Genomic DNA, 22,853 nt, shown 5'->3' on the forward strand with positions numbered 1-22,853 from the left:
GGCATGACCGCAGCGTGACGGGTCCGGGCGGCGTCGTCGAGTGCCGGATGTCGTCGCCGCCCTCCTGGTCCTTCTCCTACCTTCCCCCGCCAGCGGGGGAAGGTATGAAGTACGCCATATGCGACCGCGATGATCAGGCGACGTCGTAGCGGTCGAGATCCATGACCTTGGCCCAGGCCTTGACGAAGTCGCGCACGAACTTCGCCTGCGCTTCATCGCAGCCATAGACCTCGACGAGGGCCCTGAGCTCGGAGTTGGAACCGAAGACCAGGTCGACGCGTGTGGCCGTCCACTTCAGGTCTCCGGTCGCACGATCGCGTCCTTCGAACACGCCCGCCGAGTCCGGCGCCGGCTTCCAGGCCGTGCCCATGTCGAGCAGGTTGACGAAGAAGTCGTTGGTGAGCGTCTGCGGCCGCGTGGTGAAGACGCCGTGCCGCGAGGCGCCGACATTCACGTTCAGCACCCGCAGGCCGCCGACGAGAACGGTCATCTCGGGCACGCTCAGCGTCAGCAGCTGCGCCTTGTCGACCAGCAGCACCTCGGCAGGCGCGGCGACGCCGGCCTTGAGGTAGTTGCGGAAGCCGTCGGCGACGGGTTCGAGCACCGCGAAGGATTCGACGTCGGTCTGCTCCTGCGAGGCGTCGGTGCGGCCCGGCGTGAACGGGACGGTCACGTCATGGCCGGCCTTCTTCGCCGCCTGCTCGATCGCGGCCGAGCCGCCCAGCACGATCAGATCGGCGAGCGAGACCTTCTTGCCGCCGCTCTGCGCAGCGTTGAAGTCCTTCTGGATGCCCTCGAGGACCTTCAGCACCTTCGCCAGCTGGGCCGGCTGATTGGCCGCCCAATCCTTCTGCGGCGCCAGCCGGATGCGCGCGCCATTGGCGCCGCCGCGCTTGTCCGAGCCGCGGAAGCTCGATGCCGACGCCCAGGCGGTCGACACCAGCTCGGAGACCGACAGACCCGACGCAAGGATCGTGGCCTTGAGCGCGGTGATATCGGACGCGTCGATCGGCTTGTGATCGACGGCGGGCACGGGATCCTGCCACAGCAGTTCCTCGGCCGGGACCTCCGGTCCCAGGTAGCGCGAGCGCGGACCCATGTCGCGATGCGTGAGCTTGAACCAGGCGCGCGCGAAGGCATCGGCGAAGGCCGCCGGGTCCTTGTGGAACCGTCGCGCGATCGGCTCGTAGATCGGATCCATGCGCAGCGCCAGGTCGGCGGTCGTCATGATCGGCGCGTGCCGCTTCGTGGCATCGTGCGCATCGGGCACGAGAGTCTTGGCGGCGGGGTTCGACGGCACCCACTGAAAGGCGCCGGCCGGGCTCTTCACCAGGTTCCAGTCGTAGCCGAACAGCATGTCGAAGTAGCTGCTGTCCCACCTGGTCGGCGTCGGCGTCCAGGCGCCTTCGATGCCGCTGGTGATCGCATGGACGGCCTTGCCGCTTTCGAAGCGGCTGGCCCAGCCGAGACCCATGTCCTCGATGGGGCCGCCTTCGGGCTCGAGGCCGACGAGCTTGGCGTCGCCCGCGCCGTGGCACTTGCCGAAAGTGTGGCCACCGGCGACCAGGGCGACAGTCTCCTCGTCGTCCATCGCCATGCGTGCGAAGGTTTCGCGGATGTCACGGCCGGACGCCACCGCGTCGGGCATGCCGTTGGGGCCTTCCGGGTTGACGTAGATCAGGCCCATCTGCACGGCGGCCAGCGGATTCTCGAGGCTGCGATCGCCCGAGTAGCGCTTGTCGCCAAGCCACTCGGCCTCCGCGCCCCAGTAGACGTCCTGGTCGGGCTCCCACATGTCCTCGCGGCCGCCGCCGAAGCCGAAGGTCTTGAAGCCCATCGACTCCAGCGCGCAGTTGCCGGCCAGGATCATCAGGTCGGCCCAGGAGATCGCGTTGCCGTACTTGCACTTGATCGGCCACAGCAGGCGGCGCGCCTTGTCGAGATTGGCGTTGTCGGGCCAGCTGTTGAGCGGCGCGAAACGCTGCATGCCCCGGCCGCCGCCGCCGCGGCCGTCGGAGATGCGGTAGGTGCCGGCGCTGTGCCAGGCCATGCGGATGAACAGCGGACCGTAGTGGCCGTAATCGGCCGGCCACCAGTCCTGCGAATTGGTCATCAGGTCGTAGAGGTCCTGCTTCAGCGCCTTGAAGTCGAGCTTCCCGAACGCCTCGGCGTAGTCGAACTCCGGATCCATCGGATCGGAGAGGGACGAGTGTTGGCGCAGGACGCCGAGGTCGAGCTGGTTGGGCCACCAGTCGCGGTTCGACCTGCCTGATCTGGGCTGGCCTGATCCGTGCGGGCCCGTGCCGTGCATGACCGGACACTTGCCGGCAGTCTTCGCGCTATCTCCGTCCATATCCCGTCTCCCGTACGTGGGTTGAGTGGTGAATTGGCTCGCAGACGAGGATCACAGCGACGCTGATCGACGACCGATTTCATCACCGGTATGCGATCAGGTCCATGACACCTCGGAACGATCGCCGGAGCTCGGCAATGATCCGCGTCAGGCCGCGGCGGCAAGGGTTGCGCCGGCGATCGCCGCCTCGCCGTCGAGCGTGGCGGCGATGGCGTGCACGGTAGCGGCGATGCGCACCGCGGCCTGGATCTGCTCGGTGCTCAGGCCCGCCTTGCGCAGCTCGTGCTCGTGCGCCTCCAGGCACATGCCGCAGCCGTTGATCGCCGAGACCGCGAGCGACCACAGCTCGAAATCGGCCTTCTCGACGCCGGGCCTGGCCATCGCGTTCATACGCAGCTTGGCGGGCAGGCTCTTGTAGTCGCCGCCCACGAGATGGACGAAGCGATAGTAGATGTTGTTCATGCCCATGATCGTCGCGGCGACCTTCGCGCCGTTGAGCGCCTCGGGCGAAAGAAGCGGGCCGAACTCCGCCAGCACGGCGCGGCTGACCTCGGCGTTGCGCGACGCCAGCGCCGAGGCGACGAAGGTGCCGGCGCGCTGCTGCGGCGTCAGCGACGCCTCGCCCGCCAGCGACGAGAGGTTCAGCTTCATGTCGCGCGCGTATTCGGGCAGCGCGTTCTTCAGGGCTTCGAGGGACATGGGGAACTCCTTGAGGTGATGCATGGCCGCTGGGTCTACCTTCCCCCGGAGGGGGAAATTGCCCGAAGGGCGGAAGGGGGATGTCGAAGACGGACACCCGATGTGTTGAGGCATCCCCCATCCGGCGCTGCGCGCCACCTTCCCCCTCCGGGGGAAGGTAAGGGCTACGCGGCGGGGCGCAGGACGTCCTCGCCCTTCTGCCAGTTGCAGGGGCAGAGCTCGTCGGTCTGCAGCGCGTCGAGCACGCGCAGCACCTCCTGCGGGTTGCGGCCGACGCTGAGGTCGTTGACGGAGACGAAGCGGATCACGCCCTCGGGATCGACGATGAAGGTGGCGCGCAGGGCGACGCCCTCCGCCTTGTCGAGGATGCCGAAGGCGGCCGACAGCTCGCGCTTGATGTCGGCCAGCATCGGGAAAGGCAGGGCCTTGAGGTCGGCGTGGTTCTGGCGCCAGGCGAGGTGAACGAACTCGCTGTCGGTGCTGATGCCGTAGATCACCGCGTCGCGGTCGTTGAAGTCGCCGTTGAGCTTGCCGAAGGCGGCGATCTCGGTCGGGCAGACGAAGGTGAAGTCCTTCGGCCAGAAGAAGATCACGCGCCACTTGCCGGCATCGCTGCGGTCGGAAACCTGGGTGAAGGCCTTGGCCGGATCGGTCGAGACCACGGCCTTGAGGTCGAAGGCGGGCAGCTTGTCGCCGATGGTGAGCATGGGATGGATGTCCTCCTGGTTGGAAAATCGGTGCCGTTCCTGGCGACACCGATGTAGACAATCCCGCTCGTTCGTACTAATTGATAAGAGTCATTCTTAATATCGATTTTCTCGATGATAGATCTGCCCAGCCCGCGCCAGCTGCGCTACCTCGTGGCCATCGCCGATGCCGGCGGCTTTGGCCGCGCCGCGCAGCGCTGCAACGTCACCCAGTCGACGCTCAGCGCCGGCATCAAGGAGCTCGAGGCGACGCTCGGTGCCACCCTGGTCGAGCGCAGCCGCAAGGGCTTGAGCTTCACGCCGGTGGGCGAGGTCGTGCTGGAGCGCGCGCGCCGCCTGCTGGCCGAGGCCGAGGACCTGGTCGAGCTCGCCAGGGGCAGCGGCGAGCCGCTGGTCGGCCCGCTGCGCGTGGGCGTGATCCCGACCGTGGCGCCCTATCTGCTGCCGAAGCTGCTGCCGCGGCTGCGCCGGCGATTTCCCAGGCTGCAGCCCTTCCTGGTCGAGGAGCGCACCGCCGCGCTGGTCGAGCAGCTCGAGGGCGGCGCGGTCGATGTCGCGCTGCTGGCCTTTCCCTATGACCTGCCGCGGCTCGCCGCTTTCGACTGCTTCGAGGACCGCTTCGTCTTCGCGGCGCCCAAGGACCATCCGCTGCTGGCGGCGCGCACCGTCAACCTCGCCGACCTCTCGGGCGAGACGGTGCTGCTGCTCGCAGAAGGTCACTGCCTGCGCGAGCACGCGCTGTCGGTCTGCCGCTTCGATGCGCGCGACCAGGCGCGGGCGGTCGAGGCCACCAGCCTTTCGACTCTGATCCAGATGGTCGATTCGGGATTGGGCGTCACCTTGCTGCCCAGGCTCGCGGTCGATGCGGGCGCGCTGCGCGGCACGCGCATCGAGACGCGGCCGGTGGCCGATCGCGATGCGCTCAGGCGCATCGGCCTCGCCTGGCGGCCGAGCTCGGCGCGCGCCGCGCATTACCGCCTGCTGGGCGAGGCGATCCGCGACGTGGTCGCGAAGTAGTCAGCCGGGCATCCTGTCATGCCGAGCGCAGCGAGGGATCCAGGCTTGGACGCATAGATCCCTCGCTGCGCTCGGCATGACAGCGAGGATCAGTCGCGCGCGTCGGCGGCCTTGCGCATGAGCTCGCCGATCGCGGCGTTGCCCGTACCGCCCAGTGCCAGCAGCGCCTCGGCGGCGCCGCGCTGATCGGCCGGGGTGCGGTTCTGGCCGATCTTGGATTTCGCCTCGAAGCGCGCCACCGGCATGGTGAAGGCGACAATGCCTTTCACCATGCCCAGCGCCTTGCCCGGCGTCATCTTGTCGATGGTCCACGGCCTGGGCAGTGCCGCCTCGAAGAAGGCCGAGAGCTTGACCACGACATCGAGCGCAGCATTGTCGTCGGTGACGATGACGGGCGTGCCGTGCGCGTGCACCGCCTGGTAGTTCCAGGTCGGCACCATGTCGGCCGATGTGTACCAGTTGGGCGAGATATAGGCGTTGGCGCCACCGAAGATCGCGATGGTCGGCGCCTTGCCGAACAGTCTCCAGTGCGGGTTGGGGCGCGCGACATGGCCGACCAGATGGCCGTTGGCGCTGCCGTCCTCAACATGGATCAGCGGCAGGTGGGTGACGTAGGGCACGCCGTCCTCGCCGGTGCTGACCAGGGCCGCGAAGGGATGCGCGCGGATGATGCCACGGATGGCGGCGGCGTCGGTCAGGTCGAACAGCGGCGGGGCATACATGCGCGGGCCTCCTTTCAGGCGGGGCGCTCTCTAGGGCCGCTCGCCGGCGGCGGCAAGGCTCGCTCCGCCCTGCGGGACAAGATAATTGTGCCGCAACCCGCGCGCGCTCTACTGTCGATGCGTGATCCGAGAGGAGGAGGCAAGCATGGGTGAATCGATCGCGCTGAAGCCGGCCGACGGCGCGGCGGTGGGCGGCTATCTGGCGAAGCCCGCGGGCACGCCGAAGGGCCACGTCATCGTCGTGATGGAGATCTTCGGCGTCAACAATCACATCCGCAACGTCGTCGACCGCCTGGCCGCCGACGGTTACGTCGCGCTGGCGCCGCAGTTCTTCGATCGGCTGGGGCCGAAGATCGAGCTCGGCTACACGCCCGAGACCATCCAGCAGGGCATCAAGCACGTCACCGCGCTGGGCTTCGACAAGGCGCTGGCCGACGTGCAGGCCGGCGTCGATGCGCTGAAGGCCGGCGGTGCGAAGAAGGTCGGCATCACCGGCTTCTGCTGGGGCGGCACGATCACCTGGCTGAGCGCCTGCCGGCTGAACATGGACGCGGCGGTCGGCTATTACGGCGGCGGCATCCACGGCGCGCGCGGCGAGACGCCCAAATGCCCGACCATGCTGCATTTCGGCGACAAGGACGCGCATATCCCGATGACGCACGTCAACGAGGTGCGCCAGCTGCATCCCGGCGTCATCGTCTACGACTACCCGGCCGACCACGGCTTCCACTGCGACGAGCGCGCCAGCTTCGACGCCACCGCCTCCAAGCTCGCCTACGGCCGCACGCTGGAGTTCTTCGCCAAGCACCTGGCGTAGCGAGGACGCACGCCGGCGCTCCCAAAGACATGAAAAGGCCGCCCGGTTGGGCGGCCTTTGATGCTGGAAGACCAAAGACGCTCAATGCGCGTCGGCCCAGACCTTGCGCTTCACGGCGTAGAACAGGCCGGAGAGGATCAGCAGGAAGAGGACCGCCTTCACGCCGGTCCGCTTGCGCTCCTCCATCTTGGGCTCCGAGGCCCAGGCGAGGAAATGCACGAGGTCCTTGGCGAGCTGCGGCAGGTCGTTCTTGATGCCGTCCTTGGTGGCTTCCTCGTTGTAGGTGATCTGCTCGTCGTTGAGCGGCTTCACCATGGCGATCTGGTGGCCAGGGAAGAACCTGTTGAACTGCATGTTGGGCTGCAGCTTGAAGTCGGCCGGCAGCCCCATCTCCTTCTTCTGCGCGTCGGTCAGCTTGTCGAACTCCTCGTAGCCCTGCAGCAGGGAGTAGAGATAGCGCGCGCCGTCGATCCGCGCCTTGACGATCAGGCTGAGGTCGGGCGGATAGGCGCCGTTGTTGGCGGCGCGCGCCGCGGCCTCGTTGGCGAACGGCGCCTTGAACCGGTCGGCCGGCCGACCCGGACGCTCGACCATCTCGCCGACGTCGTTGAGGTCGCGGATCTGCACGTCGGCGGCGATCGCCTTGACCGCCGCCTCCGAAAGGCCGATGTCCTGCAGGTTGCGGTAGGCGACCAGCGACAGCGAATGGCACGCCGCGCAGACGTCCTTGTAGACCTGGAAGCCGCGCTGCACGGCCTTGTAGTCGTAGGTGCCGAACGGCCCCTCGAAGCTGAACTTGGTGTCGAGCAGCTTGACCTTCGGGCTTTCGGCGAAGGCCGGGGCGCTCAGCGCGGCGAGGGCCACGGCGACCGTGGCGAGAAGCGTACGCATCTTTCGGCCCCCTAGCTCGCGCTCTTCTTCAGCACCGATTCGGCGATGCTGTTGGGCAACGGCAACGGTCTCTCCAGCTTGCCGAGCACGGGCAGCAGGACCAGGAAGTGGAAGAAGTAGTACAGCGTCGCCACGCGCGAGAGCGGCACGAAGTAGCCCTCCGGCGGATTGGCGCCGCAATAGCCGAGCACGATGCAGTCGACCACCAGCACCCAGAAGAACCACTTGTAGACCGGGCGGAATCGCGCCGAGCGCACGCGCGCGGTGTCGAGCCAGGGCAGGAGGAACAGCACGCCGATGGCGCCGAACATCGCCACCACGCCGCCCAGCTTGTCGGGGATGGCGCGCAGGATGGCGTAGAACGGCAGGAAGTACCATTCCGGCACGATGTGCGGCGGCGTCACCAGCGGGTTGGCCTTGATGTAGTTGTCCGGCTCGCCGAAGAAATCCGGCGCGAAGAACACGAAGACCGCGAAGATGGTCAGGAACACGACCAGCGCGAAGCCGTCCTTGGTGACGTAGTAGGGGCTGAACGGCAGCGTGTCCTGCGGGCCCTTCGGATCGATGCCGATCGGGTTGTTCGAGCCGGCCACGTGCATCGCCGCGATGTGCAGGACGACCACGGCGACGATCACGAACGGCAGCAGGTAGTGCAGCGAGAAGAAGCGGTTCAGCGTCGGGTTGTCGACCGAGAAGCCGCCCCACAGGAAGGTGACGATGTCCGGACCGATCACCGGGATGGCCGAGAACAGGTTGGTGATGACGGTGGCGCCCCAGAAGCTCATCTGGCCCCACGGCAGCACGTAGCCCATGAACGCCGTGGCCATCATCAGCAGCAGGATGACGACGCCCAGGATCCACAAGAGTTCGCGCGGGTTCTTGTACGAGCCGTAGTACATGCCGCGGAAGATGTGGATGAAGACGGCGATGAAGAAGAACGACGCGCCGTTCATGTGCAGGTATTGCACCAGCCAGCCGTGGTTCACGTCGCGATGGATGCGCTGCACCGAATCGTGCGCGAAGTCGACATGCGGCGTGTAGTTCATCGCCAGCACGATGCCGGTGACGATCATGATGATCAGCATGACCATCGCGATGCCGCCGAAGCTCCACCAGTAATTGAAGTTCCGCGGCGTCGGGAAGACGCCGTACTCGTGGTGCATGAAGGTGAAGATCGGCAGCCGCCTGTCGATCCAGCGGACGATGCCGTTGCTGAAAGCCGGGGGGCCGCCCTGCGTCGAGGCCATGACTCTGTTCCCTTCCCGCTCAGCCGATCTTCAGGACGTCGCCGTCGAGGAAGCTGTACTCCGGCACCTCGAGGTTCTTCGGCGCGGGTCCCTTGCGGATGCGTCCCGACGTGTCGTAGTGCGAGCCGTGGCAGGGGCAGAACCAGCCGCCGTACTCGCCGCGCTCGGAGCCGACCTGCTGGCCGCCCGGCACGCAGCCCAGATGCGTGCAGACGCCGACCAGCACCAGCCACTCCGCCTTGTCCTTCTTGACACGCTTGGCGTCGGGCTCGGGATCGGGCAGCGCCGCCTTGTCGTCGGCCTGCGCCTTGGCGATCTCCTCCGGCGTGCGGCGGCGGATGAAGACCGGCTTGCCGCGCCACTTCACGGTGATGCTCTGGCCGACCTCGATGCCCTGGAGCGACAGCTCGATCGAGGCCAGCGCCAGGGTATCGGCGGCGGGGTTCAGGTTGTTGATCAGCGGCCAGGTCGCGGCGATCGCGCCGACCGCGCCCGTCGCCGCCGTGGCGACATAGAGAAAGTCACGGCGCGTCACGGCTTCGCCATGCCCGGCGTGCCCGCCGAGCGACGCGGTCTTGTTGGATGTCGCCATCGAAAACGCCCCCAGAGACGGGCGATTGGCTCGCCCGGAAAACGCGGCACAATGAAGCGGAAAGCCCCTAGCGGTTCAAGGCTTTAATGCCCGTTCCAGCATGCGGCTTCCATTCTCTGTGACAGGATGACGCACAATTCATCCGGCGGCGCGAGGATAGGAGGACGCGAACCACCGGGCCAAGGTGCCGCGTTGTCGCTGCGGCACCGCCGCGAGCCTTCATCTTTCGACCTGCGATGCGCCTCGCCCTCTACCAGCCCGACATCGCCCAGAACGCCGGCACCATCCTGCGGCTGGCCGCCTGCTTCGGCGTCGCCGTCGACGTCATCGAGCCGTGCGGCTTCGCCTTCGACGAGCGCCGCTTCCGTCGCGCCGGCATGGACTATCTCGATCGCGTCGATCTGCGCCGCCACAGCTCGTGGGCGGCCTTCGCGCTCGAGCCGCGGCCGGGCCGGCTGGTGCTGCTGACGACGCGCGCCGATGTCGCCCACACCGCCTTCGCCTTTCATGCCGACGACACGCTGATGGTCGGCCAGGAGGGCGCCGGCGTTCCCGAGGAGATCCACGGCGCCGCCGACGCGCGCGTCCGCGTGCCGATGGCCGCCGGCATGCGCTCGCTCAATGTCGCGCTCGCGGCCGCCGTGGTATTGGGCGAGGCATTGCGACAGACCGACGGCTTCCCGCATCCGACATGACGACAGCCAGCAGCCAGCCCGAACGCTCGCCCACGGCCACGCCCTCGCCGCTGGGCGACGACATCGAGCATCGCAAGGCGGCGGCGCGCGCCTGGTTCGAGCGGCTGCGCGATCGCATCTGCGCGGCCTTCGAGAGGATCGAGGACGAGCTCGCCGGCACGCATCGCGAGCTGCCGCCGGGCCGCTTCGAGCGCAAGACCTGGCAGCGCGCGGCCGAAGAAGGCGAGGCCGATCGCGGCGGCGGCGTGATGTCGGTGATGCGCGGGCGTGTGTTCGAGAAGGTCGGCGTCAACGTCTCCACCGTGCACGGCGAGTTCTCGAGCGACTTCCGCCAGCAGATCCCCGGCGCCTCCGGCGATCCGCGCTTCTGGGCCTCGGGCATATCGCTGGTGGCGCACATGCGCTCGCCGCGCGTGCCGGCGGTGCACATGAACACGCGCTTCATCGTCACCACCCGCGCCTGGTTCGGCGGCGGCGCCGACCTCACGCCGATGACGCCCACCGAGCAGGACACGCAGGCCTTCCACGGGGCGCTGCGCGTGGCCTGCGATCGCTTCGATGCGTCGTACTACGAGCGCTACAGGCGGTGGTGCGACGAGTACTTCTATCTGCCGCATCGCGGCGAGCCGCGCGGTGTCGGCGGCATCTTCTACGACTATCTCGACAGCGGCGACCGCGATCGCGACTTCGCCTTCACGCGCGCCGTCGGCGAGACTTTCCTCGACGTCTATCCCCGCATCGTTCGCGCGCACATGGACGAGCCCTGGACGGAAGCGGAGCGCGAGCACCAGCTGCGCCGCCGCGGGCGCTACGTCGAGTTCAACCTGCTCTACGACCGCGGCACCAGGTTCGGCCTGATGACCGGCGGCAATGTCGAGGCGATCCTCATGTCGCTGCCGCCGGAGGTCCACTGGTGAGCCGCCACGCGAGCACAGGTGGCAGCAGCAACTGCGTCAGCGGCAGGATCGCCCAGATCGGTCCCTCGAGCAGGCGGTAGCGATCGATCAGGGTGGGCAGGGATTCGTCGAACGTCAGCCGTCCATAGGCGGCGTCGAGCAGCACGGTGGAGCTCGCCCACAGCACGCCGGCGACGATGCCCGCCGTCAGCGCCTGCGGCCCCCGCGTGCGGCGCGCGTGGATCAGCGCCAGCAGCCCGATATAGGGCAGGGGCACCAGCGTCTTGTAGGTGAGCGCCATGCGCGGTCCGAGCAGGGCGGCGATCAGCGTGTCGCCCAGCGCGTGGTTGGCGAGCAGCGCGACGGCCTGCGCCACGAACAGCGCGAAGATCAACCCGGGCCGGATCATCGTGCCGCGATCAGGCGCGCCAGCTCGGCGAGGCAGGCCTGGCGATCCGGCACGAAGTCGCGGGCGACCCACCAGGCCTCGACCGCGTCGATCAGCACGCCGACGTCGGGACCGGACCGGACGCCGGCGCGGATCACGTCGGCGCCGCCGATCGGCAGTTCCGGCACCGGCCAGTCGCGCGCCAGCCGATGTGCGGCCATGAGCTGCGCGTCGCTTGCCGCGCCGCGATCGAGCAGCAGCCGGTCGATGTAGAGCGCGCCGCCCAGCCGGTAGACCTGCTTGCGCACGATCGCCGCGTCGGTCGCGTCGATGACCGGCAAGGCCGCCAGCATCACCTGCAGGCGCACGCCCTGCTGCGTCGACAGCTTCAGGCGCTTGCCGAAGGCCGCCGCATCGGTGGCGGGATCGAGCAGGGCGGCCAGCCGGCGCAGGCCGTCGCCGGCGCCGACCAGGCGCTCGTTGGCGATCAGCGCCCGCAGCCGCGCCGTGCCCTGGTATTGCGGCAGCCAGTGATCGAAGGCGCCACACGTCGCCATTGCCTCGACGACATCGGCCGGATCGTCGGCGGCGAGCAGCCTCAGCAGCTCGGCGCGCACGCGCTCCGCCGACAGCCCGCGCAGCTTGCCGGCGTGGCGCCGGCAGGCGGCGAGGCCGTCGGGATCGAGCGGCGGCCTGCCGTACCAGGCATGGAAGCGGAAGAAGCGCATCACCCGCAGCACGTCCTCGGTGATCCGGGTGTCGGGATCGCCGACAAAGCGCACGCGATGCCTGGCGAGATCGTCGCGGCCGCCGAAATAGTCCCACAGCACACCCGACGCGTCGCAGGACATCGCGTTGATGGTGAAGTCGCGGCGCGCGGCATCCTCGCGCCAGTCGTCGGTGAAGGCGACGACGGCGCGGCGTCCGTCGGTCTCGACGTCGCGGCGCAGGGTCGTGATCTCGTAGGGGTGACGATCGACCACCGCCGTGACCGTTCCGTGCGCGATGCCGGTCGGCGCGACCTTGATCCCCGCCGCCCGCAGCGCGGCCGTCACATCCGTCGGTGGCCTGTCGACCGCGATGTCGAGATCGCCGGGCGCCATGCCCAGCAGCGCATTGCGCACGCAGCCGCCGACGAAGCGCGCGCCGATGCCGGCGGCCGACAGCGCCGAAAGCAGGCGCGTCGTCGGCGCGTCGGTCATCCAGGGCTGCGGCGGGAGGCGATCGTGGGACGGCACTAGCGTGTCGGCCCCAACAGGCCGCCCGGCGCGGAGGCATCGGTGAAGAAGTTGACGTAGAGCACGGCGATGATCACCAGGATCAGGCCGGCGATCGCCAGGTTGGTCCAGGGCAGCGCCTGCCATTCGGGCAGCGTGCCGGCGAGCTTGCGCTCGCGCTTGATCTTCACCAGCCATGCCCAGAGGAAGAACGCGACGGTCGGCGCGATCAGCAGCCCGATGACGCTGAGCACGACGCGCATGGGGCGTCAGCCCTCTTCAGCCAGGATGTGATAGAGATTCTTGATCATCCCCGCCGTCGCTCCCCAGACATAGCGCTCGCCGTAGGGCATGGCATAGTAGCGCCGTTCGCGGCCCTGCCAGGTGCGCGAATGGACGTGGTGATTGGCGGGATCGAGGAAGAAATCCAGCGGCACCTCGAAGACGTCGGCGACCTCGCGCGGATCGGGCTTGAGCGTGAAAGCCGGCCGCACGAAGCCGATGATCGGCGTCACGGCGTAGCCGGTGCGCGTCACGTAGGTGTCGATCGGCCCGACCACCTCGACGAAGCTGCGGTCGATGCCGACCTCCTCCTCGGTCTCGCGCAGCGCGGTGACCACGAGGCTGGTGTCCTCGGCCTGCCTGCGGCCGCCGGGGAAGGCGATCTGGCCGGCGTGGCTCGGCATGTCCTCGGTACGCTGGGTCAGCAGCACGCTCAGCACGCTGTCGCGGTCGACCAGAGGCACGAGAACCGCGGCGGCGCGCAGCTGGGTGGGCGGCTGGTCGAGATCGTTGAGCGCGAAGTCGCTGCCGACATAGGGCGGCGGCACCAGCGCGCCCGACGCGATGGCGTCCTGCCGCGCCGTCAGCTTCTGCACAATCTCCTCGCGCGTCATGCCTTGGCCTCGCCATATTCCAACGCTTGCGTCACCATGTCCGCGCGAACGTTATTTGCCCTGCGGCGGCCGCTCTGGAATGCTGCCGCCGCAACCCTTGGGAGTTCATCCTTTGCCCCCCGATCTGCCCCCGCCCCTCACCGCGGCCGCTCCGACGGCGGCTGAGGCCGATGCCGTCCTGCAATCCATCGAAGTGCTGGGTGGCCAGCTGCGGCGCGTCCGCGAGGGCGTCGGCCGGATCATTTATGGTCAAACGGAAGTCGTCGATCAAACCCTGATCTCGCTGCTGTCCGGCGGCCATCTGCTGCTGGTCGGCCTGCCCGGCCTGGCCAAGACCAAGCTGGTCGACACCCTGGGCGTGGTGCTGGGACTGGATGCGCGGCGCGTGCAGTTCACGCCCGACCTCATGCCGGCCGACATCCTGGGCTCCGAGGTGCTGGAGGAGGACGACAGCGGTCGCCGCTCGTTCCGCTTCATCCCCGGCCCGGTCTTCGCCCAGTTGCTGATGGCCGACGAGATCAACCGCGCCAGCCCGCGCACCCAGTCGGCGCTGCTGCAGTCGATGCAGGAGTATCACGTCTCCGTGGGCGGCAAGCGGCACGACCTGCCCAGGCCGTTCCACGTGCTCGCCACGCAGAACCCGCTGGAGCAGGAGGGCACCTATCCGCTGCCCGAAGCCCAGCTCGACCGGTTCCTGCTTCAGGTCGACGTCAGCTATCCCGACGAGGCCGCCGAGCGGCAGATGATGATCGTCACCACCAGCTCCGCCCAGCCCACGCCGGCGGCAGTGCTGACGGCCGACGACCTGATGGCCGCCCAGGCGCTGATCCGCCGCGTGCCGATGGGCGACAGCGTGGTCGATGCCATCCTGCGCCTGGTGCGCGCCGGCCGCCCGTCCAGCACCGACATCGAGGAGGTGCGCAAGCACGTCCACTGGGGGCCCGGTCCGCGCGCCAGCCAGGCACTGATGCTGGCCTGCCGCGCCCGCGCCGCCCTTCAGGGCCGCCTGGCACCCTCGGTCGACGATGTCGTTGCACTGGCACCGCCGGTTCTGCGCCATCGCATGGCGGTGAATTTCACCGCCCGGGCCGAGGGAATCAGCGTCGACGACATCATCCGCCGGCTGGTGGCGAAGCTGGCATAAGGAACCCATCTCCCCTCCGATGGTCCGTCCTGACGATCCGATCGCGCTGCGCCAGGCGAACGTCCTGGCCGGTGCGCTGCCGCCCCTTCTGGTGGCGGCGCAGCGCGTCGCCTCGACCGTTCTGCAGGGCGTGCACGGCCGCCGTCGTGTCGGGCAGGGCGACGCCTTCTGGCAGTTTCGCCAGTATCGCCCTGGTGACTCGATCAACCGGATCGACTGGCGCCAGACCGCCAAGGGCCGCGCCGTCTATGTCCGCGAGACCGAATGGGAGGCCGCCGCCAGCGTCTGGCTGTGGCGCGACGGCTCGCCGTCGATGGCCTTCACCTCCGGCCATGGCGTGCCGATGAAGCGCGAGCGCGCGGAGGTCATCCTGCTGGCGCTGGCCACGCTGCTGGTCGATGCGGGCGAGCGCGTGGCGCTGCTCGGCGGCGACCGGCCGATAACCGGCCATGCCGCCCCGCGCCGCCTGGCCGGGGGACTTGCCACCGACGCCATGGTGCGCCCGCACGACAGCCTGCCGCCCTTGCTGCCGCTGCCCTCGCACGGCCATCTCGTGATGATAGGCGATCTGCTCGACCCGTTGCCGAAGATCGAGGAGATCGTGCGCAGCTACGCCAGCCAGGGTGTGCGCGGCCATCTGCTGCAGGTGCTCGATCCCGCCGAGGAGGACCTGCCCTATGACGGCCATGTCCGCTTCTCCGGCCTCGAGCGGGAGGGCGACCACCTGATCCGCCGCGTCGAGGCGGTGCGTGAGGCCTATGGCGGCCGCCTGCGCGCGCAGAAGGATGGCCTGGCGCAGATCGCCTCGTCGGTCGGCTGGACGTGGCGGGCGCATCGCACCGACCGGCCGCCGGAGACGGCGCTGCTGTCGCTCTACATCGCCATGGCAGATCTCGGGGTGCGCCCCGTACGGTGGGGTGCCTGATGCTGGCCCTGGGCACACTCGCGTTTGCCACGCCTTGGATGCTGGCGCTGCTGCTGTCGCTGCCGGTGATCTACTTCCTGCTGCGCCTGATGCCGCCGGCACCGAAGCTGATCCGCTTCCCGGCGATCCGCCTGCTGCTCGGCCTTGAGCCGGAGGAGCAGACCCCGGTGCGCCTGCCGTGGTGGCTGCTGCTGCTGCGCCTGCTGCTGGTGACCCTGCTGATCCTGGCCCTGGCCCGGCCGCTGCTCAATCCGCAATCCGACCTGCCCGGCAGTGGTCCGCTGGTGCTGGCGATCGACGATGGCTGGGCCGCCGCGCCCAACTGGTCGATCATGCAGCGCCACGCCGAGCGCTTGACCGAACGCGCCGAGCGCGCCAAGCGTCCGGTCGTGATCCTCACCACGGCGCCGGCGGCGCTCGACGAGGCGCAGCCGCAGCGCGGCCTGTTGCGACCCGACGAGGCCCGCGCCGTGCTGCGCGCGCTCAAGCCCAAGCCGTGGCCGGTCGATCGCGCCGTGGCGGCCAACGAGATCGGCCGGGTCACCATCCCGCGGCCTGCGCATGTCGTGTGGTTGAGCGATGGGCTGGAGGCGCCCGACACGGCGCGTTACGGCGAGCGCCTGGCCGCCCTGGGCACGCTCGAGGTCGTGATGCCGGCCGGGCCGCGCGCGCCGATGGTGCTGGTTCCGCCGGCGATGGCCGGCCGCGAGCTGCGAATCGAGGCGCGTCGCCCCTCGGGCGATGGCCCCCGGCGCATCGCCGTGCAGGGTGTCGACGATCGCGGCGCGCTGCTGGCGCGCGGCTTCATCGATTTCGCACCGACCGCGACCGAGGCGACGGGCACGCTCAACGTGCCGACCGAGATCCGCAATCGCATCATCCGCCTCGACATCGAGGGCAACACCAGCGCCGGCGCCACGGCGCTGCTCGACGAGCGCTATCGCCGGCGGCCAGTGGGCATTCTCGGCGAAAGGCAGACCGCCAGCGGCCAGCCGCTGCTGCAGGAGGTGTTCTTCCTCGAGCGCGCGCTGGAGCCCTATGCCCAGCTCACCATCGGCGACGCGGCCACGATCCTCAACCGCCAGACCGCGATCCTGCTGGTGCCCGACGGCGCCTCGCCGGGGCCGGCGGAGCGCGACAATGTCGTCGAGTGGATGATGAAGGGCGGCGTGGTCGTGCGTTTCGCCGGCCCGCGCCTGGCGTCGGCGAGCGACGACGACCTCGTGCCGGTGAAGCTGCGGCTGGGCGATCGCGCGCTGGGCGGCGTGATGAGCTGGGGTTCGCCGGCCTCGATCGCGGAGTTCGCGCCGGGCAGCCCGTTCTATGGCCTGCGCGTGCCCGAGGATGCGCGCATCACGCAGCAGGTTCTGGCCGAGCCTGGTCCCGACGTATCGGACAAGACCTGGGCGCGGCTGGCCGACGGCACACCGCTGGTCACCGCCGAGAAGCGCGGCGAGGGCTGGCTGGTGCTGATCCACACGACCGCCAACACCAGCTGGAGCAACATCGCGATCTCCGGCCTGTTCGTCGACATGCTGCAGCGTCTCGTCGCGCTGAGCCGCGGCGTCGCCGGCGACGCCGGCGGGCAGACGGCACTCAAGCCCTGGAAGACGCTGGACGGCTTCGCGCGCCTGGTGCAGCCGCCGCTGGGCACGCTGCCACTGCCGCTCGACGCGGCCAGCACGATGGTGCCGCGCCCGCAGACGCCGCCGGGTCTGTACGGCGACGAGTCTTCCCAGGTCGCCTTCAACCTCGGCAACCGCGTGCCGGCGCCGGCGCCGATCGCCAGCCTGCCGTCGGGGGCGACGACCGACACGCTGACTGAAGCCGGCGAGACCGATCTCACCAGGTGGTTCCTGACCGTGGCGCTTTGCCTGCTGCTTCTCGACCTGCTGATCTCGCTGTGGCTGCGCGGCATGCTGCCCAGCGCCCGCGGCCTGCGGCGACGCGCGACGCCCGCGGTGCTGCTGCCCGCCGCGCTTGCGATCGGCCTTGCGGCGGTGCCCGACCGCACCGCGCAGGCCGCCTCGGAGCTCGATGAGTTGCTGCTGGTGCAATCGATGCCCGGGCCGGGACGCCAGCCGCCGCCGCGCTCGACGCGCGACGCGGCTGCCGATCCCGCCGACGAGATGGTGCTGCGCGCGACCCTGGAAACGCGCCTCGCCTACATCGTCACAGGCAATGCGGAGGTCGACAACATTTCGCGCGCCGGCCTCGAGGGGCTCGGCGAGATCCTGCGGGCGCGCACCTCGGTCGAGCCGGGCGAGCCGATCGCCGTCGACGTCGAGAAGGACGAGTTGCGCCTCTTCCCGCTGCTCTACTGGCCGGTGACCCAGGAACAGGCCACGCCGTCGCCGAAAGCCATGGCGGCGATCGACCGCCACCTGAAGACCGGCGGCATCATCTTCTTCGACACCCGCGACCAGCACATCACCCTGGGTCGCGGCGGCCTCAACAACGACCTGAAGCGCCTGCTGCGCGGCATCGACGTGCCGCCGCTGGTGGCGATGCCTCACGAGCATGTGCTGACCAAGGCGTTTTACCTGCTGTCCGACACGCCGGGCCGCTGGTCGGGTGGGCGGCTGTGGATCGAGGCCGGCGGCGGGCGCATCAACGACGGCGTGGCGACGATCATCATCGGCGCCAACGACTTCGCCGGCGCCTGGGCGGTCGACCGCGCCGGCCGCGGCACCCTGCCGGTGGCGCCCGGCGGCGAGGCGCAGCGCGAGCTGGCCTTCCGCTTCGGCGTCAACCTGGTGATGTACGCGCTGACCGGCAACTACAAGGACGACAGCGTCCACATGAATGACATCATGCAGCGGTTGCGCCGATGAACACGACGATCTCGGCCATCGCCCTCGATCCCCTGCTGCCGTGGGGCGTGCTGTTCGCCTTCGCCGCCGTGGCGGTCGGCATGGCGTTGCTCGGCGGATTCAAGCGCGCGCGTGGCCTGATCCTGCGCCTGGCAGCGATCTTCACCATCCTCGGCGCGCTCGCCAATCCCTCGCTGGTCGAGGAGGAGCGCAAGCCGGTCGACGACATCGCGTTGGTGTTGACCGACGACAGCGACAGCCAGGGCATCGGCGAGCGACGCCAGCAGGCGGCGCTCGCGCGCGCGGCCATGGTGCGCAAGATCGCCGGCCTGGGCGGCGTCGAGGTGCGCGAGGCGGTGCTGCCGCCATCCAGCCTGCAGCTGGGCAGCCAGGGACTGGGCGGCACGCGGCTGATCGGCGCGCTGCGCAACGCGCTGGCCGATATCCCGCGCGAGCGGCTCTCGGCGGTGGTGCTGGTGACCGACGGCCAGGTGCACGACGTGCCGCAGCAGCTCGCCGCCGATCTCACCGGCGCGCCGGTGCACGTGCTGCTGACCGGCAAGAAGGACGAGGCCGACCGGCTGCTGGTGGTCGAGCAGGCGCCGCGCTTCGGCGTGGTCGGCCGCAACGTCACCATGAAGCTGCGCGTGGTCGACACCGCGCCCGACGCGCGCGGGCCGATCCCGCTCACGGTGAAGATCGGCGACGACGCGCCGATGCGGCTCAACGCGCCCCTGGGCCGTGCCTTCGAGGTCGAGATCCCGGTCGGCAATCCGGGCCCCAACGTCATCCAGGTCGAGGTGCCGCCGGGTACGCGCGAGCTGACGCTGGACAACAACCGGGCGCTGTTCGTGGTCAACGGCGTGCGCGATCGCCTGCGCGTGCTGCTGGTCTCGGGCGAGCCCTATCCCGGCGAGCGGGCCTGGCGCAACCTGCTGAAGGGCGATCCCGCCGTCGACGTCATCCACTTCACCATCCTGCGCACGCCGTCCAAGGACGACTTCACGCCGACCCGCGAGCTCTCGCTGATCCAGTTCCCGATGAAGGAGCTGTTCGACCTGAAGCTGCGCGAGTTCGACCTGATCATCTTCGATCGCTACGAGACCGGCAACCTGATCACCCGCGAGTACTTCCGCAACATCGCGCAGTACGTGCAGAACGGCGGCGCGCTGCTGGTCTCGGTCGGGCCGGTCTACGCCACGCCGCGCACGCTGCATCGCACGCCGCTGGGCGCCGTGCTGCCGGCGGCGCCGCTGGGCGAGGTCATCGAGCGCGGCTTCAAGCCGACCATGACCACGCTGGGCGACCGTCATCCGGTGACCGCCGATCTCAGCGGCGCGGGCAAGCCGGCGCCGATGGGCGTGGCCAACGCGCAGCGCGAGGATCCGAGCTGGGGCCGCTGGTTCCGCCACATCGCCACCCGCGCCGAGCGCGGCCATACCCTGATGGCCGGCGCCGACAACCGGCCGCTGATCGTGCTCGACCGCGCCGGCGAGGGCCGCGTGGCGCAGATCCTGTCGGATCACCTTTGGCTGTGGAACCGCGGCGTCGACGGCGGCGGCCCGCAGGCCGAGCTGGTGCGCCGCATCGCGCACTGGCTGATGAAGGAGCCCGACCTCGAGGAGGAGGCGCTGCGCGCCACCGTGCAGGGCGCGCGCATCGAGCTGCGCCGCCAGACCATGGCCGAGACCTTCCGCCCGGTGACCATGACCGGTCCCGACGGCCGGACACAGACCTTCACCCTCAATCCTGTGGCGCCGGGCCGCGCCATCGCCGGCATCGGCGTCGACAAGCCCGGCGTCTACCGCTTCGACGACGGCGAGAAGAGCGCCGTGGCCGCGGTCGGCAACCCCGATCCACTGGAATTCGCCGACGTGCGCGCCACGACCGAGAAGCTCAAGCCGCTGGTCGAGGCATCGGGCGGCGCGATGATCTGGCTCAGCGAGACCGCCAATCCCGACGTGCGCGCCGTGTCGCCCGGCCGTTCGATGGGCGGCTCGGACTGGATCGGCATCCGCCGCAGCGGCGGCTACACCGTCACCGGCGTCGACCGCTACCCGCTGCTGCCGGGCATCGCCATCGCGCTGCTGTTCCTGTTCGCGATCGGCTTCGCCTGGTGGCGCGAGGGCAAGTAGCGCCCGCCTCCGCCGCTCCTTCGCACCTTGCGTCGCGGCCGGCGAAGGCGTCATAGTCGGCGCACGTCCGGCGATCGGGCAATCCACCCGGCGCCGGCGTTCGAAGTCTCACACCATGGTCAAGCTCAATCGGATCGTCACCCGCACCGGTGACGACGGTCGCACGTCGCTGGGCGACGGTGCGATCGCGCACAAGGCCGATGCGCGCGTCCAGGCGATCGGCGATGTCGACGAGGCCAATGCCTGCCTCGGCGTCGCGCGGATCGACGCGCCGGCCGGCCTGTCCGCCGACCTGCTGCACATCCAGAACGACCTGTTCGATCTCGGCGCCGACATCGCCGCGATCGAGCGCGACGGGCTGAAGGTCGAGCGCCTGCGCGTCGCCGAGGCGCAGGTGGAATGGTTGGAGGCGCGCATCGAGGCGGTGAACGCCGACCTGCCGCCGCTCGACAGCTTCGTGCTGCCCGGCGGCGATCCCGTCAGCGCGCACCTGCATCTGGCGCGCACGGTGGTGCGGAGGGCCGAGCGCTCGTTGAACGCGGTGGCCTTTGGCGCACCGGTGAATCCCGTGGCGCTGCGCTACCTGAACCGACTGTCGGATCTGCTGTTCGTACTGGCCCGCGACCGGGCGCGCGCATCAGGCGTCGAGACGCCGTGGCGGCCCGGACTGCATGGTGAGCGCGACGTCGAGACCGGGCCCGGCATCGCGCAGCGTGAGTGAGAAGCCGTGCAGGTTGGCGATGGCCTTGACCATCGCCAGCCCCAGCCCGCTGCCTGGCGTCGAGCGGCTGCGGTCGAGACGATAGAAGCGGTCCAGCACCTTGTCGTGCTCGTCGGCCGGGATGCCCGGGCCGTCATCGATGACGTGCATCGCGGTATGGTGCAGGACGAGGCGGATCGTGGTGCCCTCGGGCGTGTGATGCAGGGCGTTCTCGATCAGGTTCGAGGCCATCAGGCTCAGCATCTGCTGGTCGCCGGTGACGCTGACGCCATCCTCGATCTCGAGCCGCAGCTTGTGGCCGGTCTCCTCGGCAGAGGCGACATAGGCCTCGCCGACGCCGCGCAGCACCGCCGACAGGTCGACCGGCGCGAAGGCGCCGCGGCGCACGCCGGCCTCGATCTGCGCGATGCGCAGAAGGGCGGAGAAGGTTTCGAGCAGCGTGTCGGCCTCGGCGATCGCCGCGTCGGTCGCGGCGGCATAGGCCTCGGTCGTGGTGGCGCGGTCGCGGGCTTCCTCGAGATGCTGGCGCAGGCGGCCCAGCGGCGTGCGCAGATCGTGGGCGATGTCGCTTGAGACCTGGCGCAGGCCGATCATCAGGCCCTGCACGCGGTCGAGCATGGCGTTGAGGTTGACGACGAGCTGGTCGATCTCGTCGTTGGTGCCGCGCGCGGGTATGCGCGCGGCGAGGTCGCCCTCCATGATGGCGCGGCTGGTGCGGCTGATCTGGTCGATGCGGCGCAGGAAGTTCACCGCCAGCGCGGCGCCGCCGGCGATCGCCAGCAGCAGGGTCAGCCCGCCGGCCCAGGCGAAGGCGCGGATGATGGCGCGCTGCATGTCACGCACGCGGGCCGTGTCCTGCGCCACGACGAGGAAGGCGCCGTCGCGCAGGCGCAGGCCGAAGCCGGTGAGCTCGATGTCCTTGATCTGGCGATTGGCGGTCTCCCGGTCGGGCTCGTCGGCATCGCGGCGCAGGTCGATCACGCCCTCGCGCGGCACCATGCCCGGCAGGTTGCCGACGATGACCTCCCGGTTGGGCGCCTGCAGCAGATAGTAGATCGGCCCACGGCTGCGAAAGCTCATGCGCCTCAGGATCTCCGGAGCCAGGCCGCGCAGCCCGGCGCGCGTGTGGATCCCGGACAGCTGCAGCGCCTCGGTGCGCAGCACGGCCGTCATGTCGGCCTGCAGCGCGGCGGTGGCAATCCAGTACACGGCGCCGAACAGTACGCCGGCCGAGACCATGAACAGGCCGGCATAGGCGAGCGTGAGCCGGAAGGCGGCGGTGCGCGCGATCCTAATGAGGCGGCCGAATGACATAGCCCGCGCCGCGGATGGTGTGCAGCAGCGGCGCTTCGAAGCCCCTGTCGATCTTCGAGCGCAGCCGGCTGATATGGGTCTCGACGATGTTGGTGCGCGGGTCGAAGTGGAAGTCCCAGACTTTCTCCAGGAGCATGGTGCGCGTCACCACCTGCTCCGCATGCCGCATCAGGTACTCGAGCAGCTTGAACTCCTGCGCCTGCAGTTCGATGCGCTGCCCGGCGCGCGTGACGAGCCGCGCCAGCAGGTCCATCTCGAGGTCGCCGACACGCAGCGACGTCGCCTGCGCGATCGGCGGCCGGCGGCCGAGCGCAGCGACGCGTGCCGCCAGCTCGGCCAGGGCGAAGGGCTTCACCAGATAGTCGTCGGCCCCGGCCTCCAGTCCCTCGACGCGATCGTCGACGCCGCCCAGTGTGGTGAGGAACAGGGCCGGGGTACGCACCCCCGCGTCGCGCGCGGCCTTGATCATCGACAGCCCGTCGAGCTCGGGCAGCATGCGGTCGACGACCATGACGTCGTAGGGCTCGTGGGTTGCGAAGCGCAGCCCGTCCTTGCCGGTCCCGGCGTGGTCGACCGCGTGGCCGCGCTCGCGCAGGCCACGGGCGATGAACGCCGCGGTCTCGGAATCGTCCTCCACCAGCAGGATCCTCATGCCTAGCACATG

The 22,853-nt window shown here is 69.6% G+C and carries 22 protein-coding genes; 9 read left to right on the top strand and 13 right to left on the bottom strand.

Annotated features, from left to right (window positions below; all coding sequences use genetic code 11):
• Positions 1-133 precede the first annotated feature (133 nt).
• The 3 genes from katG to KF889_02445 all read right to left on the bottom strand — a co-directional run bounded on the left by katG (position 134) and on the right by KF889_02445 (position 3,759).
• Positions 134-2,353 (bottom strand): catalase/peroxidase HPI, encoded by a 2,220-nt coding sequence (gene katG, locus KF889_02435; GenBank protein ID MBX3498275.1) that lies wholly within the window; start codon positions 2,351-2,353, stop codon positions 134-136.
• A gap of 147 nt (positions 2,354-2,500) precedes the next feature.
• Entirely contained in the window at positions 2,501-3,052 is a 552-nt protein-coding gene (locus KF889_02440; GenBank protein MBX3498276.1) for a carboxymuconolactone decarboxylase family protein, read from the bottom strand.
• 164 nt (positions 3,053-3,216) lie between these two features.
• Positions 3,217-3,759: a peroxiredoxin gene (locus KF889_02445; GenBank protein ID MBX3498277.1), complete on the bottom strand. Its 543-nt coding sequence runs from the start codon at positions 3,757-3,759 to the stop codon at positions 3,217-3,219.
• A 114-nt stretch (positions 3,760-3,873) separates the two neighbouring features.
• Here KF889_02445 and KF889_02450 point away from each other — a divergent pair, with 114 nt between their 5' ends.
• On the top strand, positions 3,874-4,776 hold the full coding sequence (locus tag KF889_02450) for a hydrogen peroxide-inducible genes activator (protein ID MBX3498278.1): 903 nt from the start codon (positions 3,874-3,876) through the stop codon (positions 4,774-4,776).
• Between the two features lie 89 nt (positions 4,777-4,865).
• Here KF889_02450 and KF889_02455 read toward each other — a convergent pair whose 3' ends face one another.
• A complete protein-coding gene (locus KF889_02455; GenBank protein ID MBX3498279.1) occupies positions 4,866-5,498 on the bottom strand; it encodes an FMN-binding negative transcriptional regulator in 633 nt (210 codons plus the stop codon).
• A gap of 145 nt (positions 5,499-5,643) precedes the next feature.
• Here KF889_02455 and KF889_02460 point away from each other — a divergent pair, with 145 nt between their 5' ends.
• Entirely contained in the window at positions 5,644-6,315 is a 672-nt protein-coding gene (locus tag KF889_02460; protein ID MBX3498280.1) for a dienelactone hydrolase family protein, read from the top strand.
• A gap of 81 nt (positions 6,316-6,396) precedes the next feature.
• Here the strand turns inward: KF889_02460 and KF889_02465 are convergent, their stop codons facing one another.
• The 3 genes from KF889_02465 to petA are packed head-to-tail and all read right to left on the bottom strand — an operon-like array spanning position 6,397 to position 9,045.
• Positions 6,397-7,206 carry a cytochrome c1 gene (locus KF889_02465; protein MBX3498281.1) on the bottom strand — a complete coding sequence of 270 codons (810 nt, stop codon included), beginning with the start codon at positions 7,204-7,206 and terminating at the stop codon, positions 6,397-6,399.
• An 11-nt stretch (positions 7,207-7,217) separates the two neighbouring features.
• Positions 7,218-8,453: a cytochrome b N-terminal domain-containing protein gene (locus tag KF889_02470; GenBank protein ID MBX3498282.1), complete on the bottom strand. Its 1,236-nt coding sequence runs from the start codon at positions 8,451-8,453 to the stop codon at positions 7,218-7,220.
• Between the two features lie 19 nt (positions 8,454-8,472).
• Positions 8,473-9,045, bottom strand: a complete 573-nt coding sequence (gene petA, locus KF889_02475; GenBank protein MBX3498283.1) for a ubiquinol-cytochrome c reductase iron-sulfur subunit — start codon at positions 9,043-9,045, stop codon at positions 8,473-8,475.
• A gap of 236 nt (positions 9,046-9,281) precedes the next feature.
• Between petA and KF889_02480 the strand changes: the two genes are divergently transcribed.
• The gene (locus tag KF889_02480) at positions 9,282-9,740 is read left to right on the top strand and encodes a tRNA (cytidine(34)-2'-O)-methyltransferase (protein MBX3498284.1); all 459 of its coding nucleotides are present in this window, start codon (positions 9,282-9,284) and stop codon (positions 9,738-9,740) included.
• Entirely contained in the window at positions 9,737-10,657 is a 921-nt protein-coding gene (gene hemF / locus KF889_02485) for an oxygen-dependent coproporphyrinogen oxidase (protein ID MBX3498285.1), read from the top strand. Before KF889_02480 ends, hemF begins: the two co-directional genes overlap by 4 nt.
• Here hemF and KF889_02490 read toward each other — a convergent pair.
• From KF889_02490 to KF889_02505, 4 genes are read right to left on the bottom strand one after another with little or no spacing between them, the layout of a single operon-like run.
• Positions 10,626-11,045 carry a hypothetical protein gene (locus tag KF889_02490; protein ID MBX3498286.1) on the bottom strand — a complete coding sequence of 140 codons (420 nt, stop codon included), beginning with the start codon at positions 11,043-11,045 and terminating at the stop codon, positions 10,626-10,628. The genes hemF and KF889_02490 overlap by 32 nt on opposite strands.
• Positions 11,042-12,226 carry a CCA tRNA nucleotidyltransferase gene (locus KF889_02495; protein MBX3498287.1) on the bottom strand — a complete coding sequence of 395 codons (1,185 nt, stop codon included), beginning with the start codon at positions 12,224-12,226 and terminating at the stop codon, positions 11,042-11,044. The genes KF889_02490 and KF889_02495 overlap by 4 nt, the downstream gene beginning before the upstream one ends.
• Before the next feature lie 35 nt (positions 12,227-12,261).
• A complete protein-coding gene (locus KF889_02500; protein ID MBX3498288.1) occupies positions 12,262-12,504 on the bottom strand; it encodes a hypothetical protein in 243 nt (80 codons plus the stop codon).
• A 6-nt stretch (positions 12,505-12,510) separates the two neighbouring features.
• Complete coding sequence (locus tag KF889_02505) at positions 12,511-13,137, bottom strand: CoA pyrophosphatase (GenBank protein MBX3498289.1); 627 nt, start codon at positions 13,135-13,137, stop codon at positions 12,511-12,513.
• A 79-nt stretch (positions 13,138-13,216) separates the two neighbouring features.
• Between KF889_02505 and KF889_02510 the strand changes: the two genes are divergently transcribed.
• The 5 genes from KF889_02510 (at position 13,217) to KF889_02530 (ending at position 20,875) form a co-directional block, all read left to right on the top strand.
• Positions 13,217-14,281 (top strand): MoxR family ATPase, encoded by a 1,065-nt coding sequence (locus tag KF889_02510; protein MBX3498290.1) that lies wholly within the window; start codon positions 13,217-13,219, stop codon positions 14,279-14,281.
• A gap of 19 nt (positions 14,282-14,300) precedes the next feature.
• Complete coding sequence (locus KF889_02515; GenBank protein ID MBX3498291.1) at positions 14,301-15,206, top strand: DUF58 domain-containing protein; 906 nt, start codon at positions 14,301-14,303, stop codon at positions 15,204-15,206.
• Complete coding sequence (locus tag KF889_02520) at positions 15,206-18,040, top strand: DUF4159 domain-containing protein (protein MBX3498292.1); 2,835 nt, start codon at positions 15,206-15,208, stop codon at positions 18,038-18,040. The genes KF889_02515 and KF889_02520 overlap by 1 nt, the downstream gene beginning before the upstream one ends.
• Entirely contained in the window at positions 18,037-20,154 is a 2,118-nt protein-coding gene (locus KF889_02525; protein MBX3498293.1) for a hypothetical protein, read from the top strand. The genes KF889_02520 and KF889_02525 overlap by 4 nt, the downstream gene beginning before the upstream one ends.
• 115 nt (positions 20,155-20,269) lie before the next feature.
• Positions 20,270-20,875, top strand: coding sequence for a cob(I)yrinic acid a,c-diamide adenosyltransferase (locus KF889_02530; protein ID MBX3498294.1), 606 nt, complete (start codon positions 20,270-20,272; stop codon positions 20,873-20,875).
• Here the strand turns inward: KF889_02530 and KF889_02535 are convergent.
• Both KF889_02535 and KF889_02540 read right to left on the bottom strand, forming a co-directional pair.
• Complete coding sequence (locus KF889_02535) at positions 20,792-22,189, bottom strand: HAMP domain-containing protein (protein ID MBX3498295.1); 1,398 nt, start codon at positions 22,187-22,189, stop codon at positions 20,792-20,794. The genes KF889_02530 and KF889_02535 overlap by 84 nt on opposite strands.
• Entirely contained in the window at positions 22,167-22,841 is a 675-nt protein-coding gene (locus KF889_02540) for a response regulator transcription factor (protein ID MBX3498296.1), read from the bottom strand. The genes KF889_02535 and KF889_02540 overlap by 23 nt, the downstream gene beginning before the upstream one ends.
• Positions 22,842-22,853: the final 12 nt, after the last annotated feature.

Source organism: Alphaproteobacteria bacterium (genome assembly GCA_019635875.1).
Classification (GTDB): domain Bacteria; phylum Pseudomonadota; class Alphaproteobacteria; order Reyranellales; family Reyranellaceae; genus JAFAZJ01.

Bases quoted from the DNA above. Each gene is read 5' to 3' on its own strand.
- KF889_02440 (MBX3498276.1), bottom strand. From the start codon at position 3,052: ATGTCCCTCGAAGCCCTGAAGAACGCGCTGCCCGAATACGCGCGCGAC.
- KF889_02535 (MBX3498295.1), bottom strand. From the start codon at position 22,189: ATGTCATTCGGCCGCCTCATTAGGATCGCGCGCACCGCCGCCTTCCGG.
- KF889_02465 (MBX3498281.1), bottom strand. From the start codon at position 7,206: ATGCGTACGCTTCTCGCCACGGTCGCCGTGGCCCTCGCCGCGCTGAGC.
- petA (MBX3498283.1), bottom strand. From the start codon at position 9,045: ATGGCGACATCCAACAAGACCGCGTCGCTCGGCGGGCACGCCGGGCAT.
- KF889_02525 (MBX3498293.1), top strand. From the start codon at position 18,037: ATGAACACGACGATCTCGGCCATCGCCCTCGATCCCCTGCTGCCGTGG.
- KF889_02500 (MBX3498288.1), bottom strand. From the start codon at position 12,504: ATGCGCGTCGTGCTCAGCGTCATCGGGCTGCTGATCGCGCCGACCGTC.
- hemF (MBX3498285.1), top strand. From the start codon at position 9,737: ATGACGACAGCCAGCAGCCAGCCCGAACGCTCGCCCACGGCCACGCCC.
- KF889_02445 (MBX3498277.1), bottom strand. From the start codon at position 3,759: ATGCTCACCATCGGCGACAAGCTGCCCGCCTTCGACCTCAAGGCCGTG.
- KF889_02450 (MBX3498278.1), top strand. From the start codon at position 3,874: ATGATAGATCTGCCCAGCCCGCGCCAGCTGCGCTACCTCGTGGCCATC.
- KF889_02520 (MBX3498292.1), top strand. From the start codon at position 15,206: ATGCTGGCCCTGGGCACACTCGCGTTTGCCACGCCTTGGATGCTGGCG.
- KF889_02505 (MBX3498289.1), bottom strand. From the start codon at position 13,137: ATGACGCGCGAGGAGATTGTGCAGAAGCTGACGGCGCGGCAGGACGCC.
- KF889_02480 (MBX3498284.1), top strand. From the start codon at position 9,282: ATGCGCCTCGCCCTCTACCAGCCCGACATCGCCCAGAACGCCGGCACC.
- KF889_02515 (MBX3498291.1), top strand. From the start codon at position 14,301: ATGGTCCGTCCTGACGATCCGATCGCGCTGCGCCAGGCGAACGTCCTG.
- KF889_02540 (MBX3498296.1), bottom strand. From the start codon at position 22,841: ATGAGGATCCTGCTGGTGGAGGACGATTCCGAGACCGCGGCGTTCATC.
- katG (MBX3498275.1), bottom strand. From the start codon at position 2,353: ATGGACGGAGATAGCGCGAAGACTGCCGGCAAGTGTCCGGTCATGCAC.
- KF889_02455 (MBX3498279.1), bottom strand. From the start codon at position 5,498: ATGTATGCCCCGCCGCTGTTCGACCTGACCGACGCCGCCGCCATCCGT.
- KF889_02495 (MBX3498287.1), bottom strand. From the start codon at position 12,226: ATGACCGACGCGCCGACGACGCGCCTGCTTTCGGCGCTGTCGGCCGCC.
- KF889_02460 (MBX3498280.1), top strand. From the start codon at position 5,644: ATGGGTGAATCGATCGCGCTGAAGCCGGCCGACGGCGCGGCGGTGGGC.
- KF889_02490 (MBX3498286.1), bottom strand. From the start codon at position 11,045: ATGATCCGGCCCGGGTTGATCTTCGCGCTGTTCGTGGCGCAGGCCGTC.
- KF889_02510 (MBX3498290.1), top strand. From the start codon at position 13,217: ATGCTGCCGCCGCAACCCTTGGGAGTTCATCCTTTGCCCCCCGATCTG.
- KF889_02530 (MBX3498294.1), top strand. From the start codon at position 20,270: ATGGTCAAGCTCAATCGGATCGTCACCCGCACCGGTGACGACGGTCGC.
- KF889_02470 (MBX3498282.1), bottom strand. From the start codon at position 8,453: ATGGCCTCGACGCAGGGCGGCCCCCCGGCTTTCAGCAACGGCATCGTC.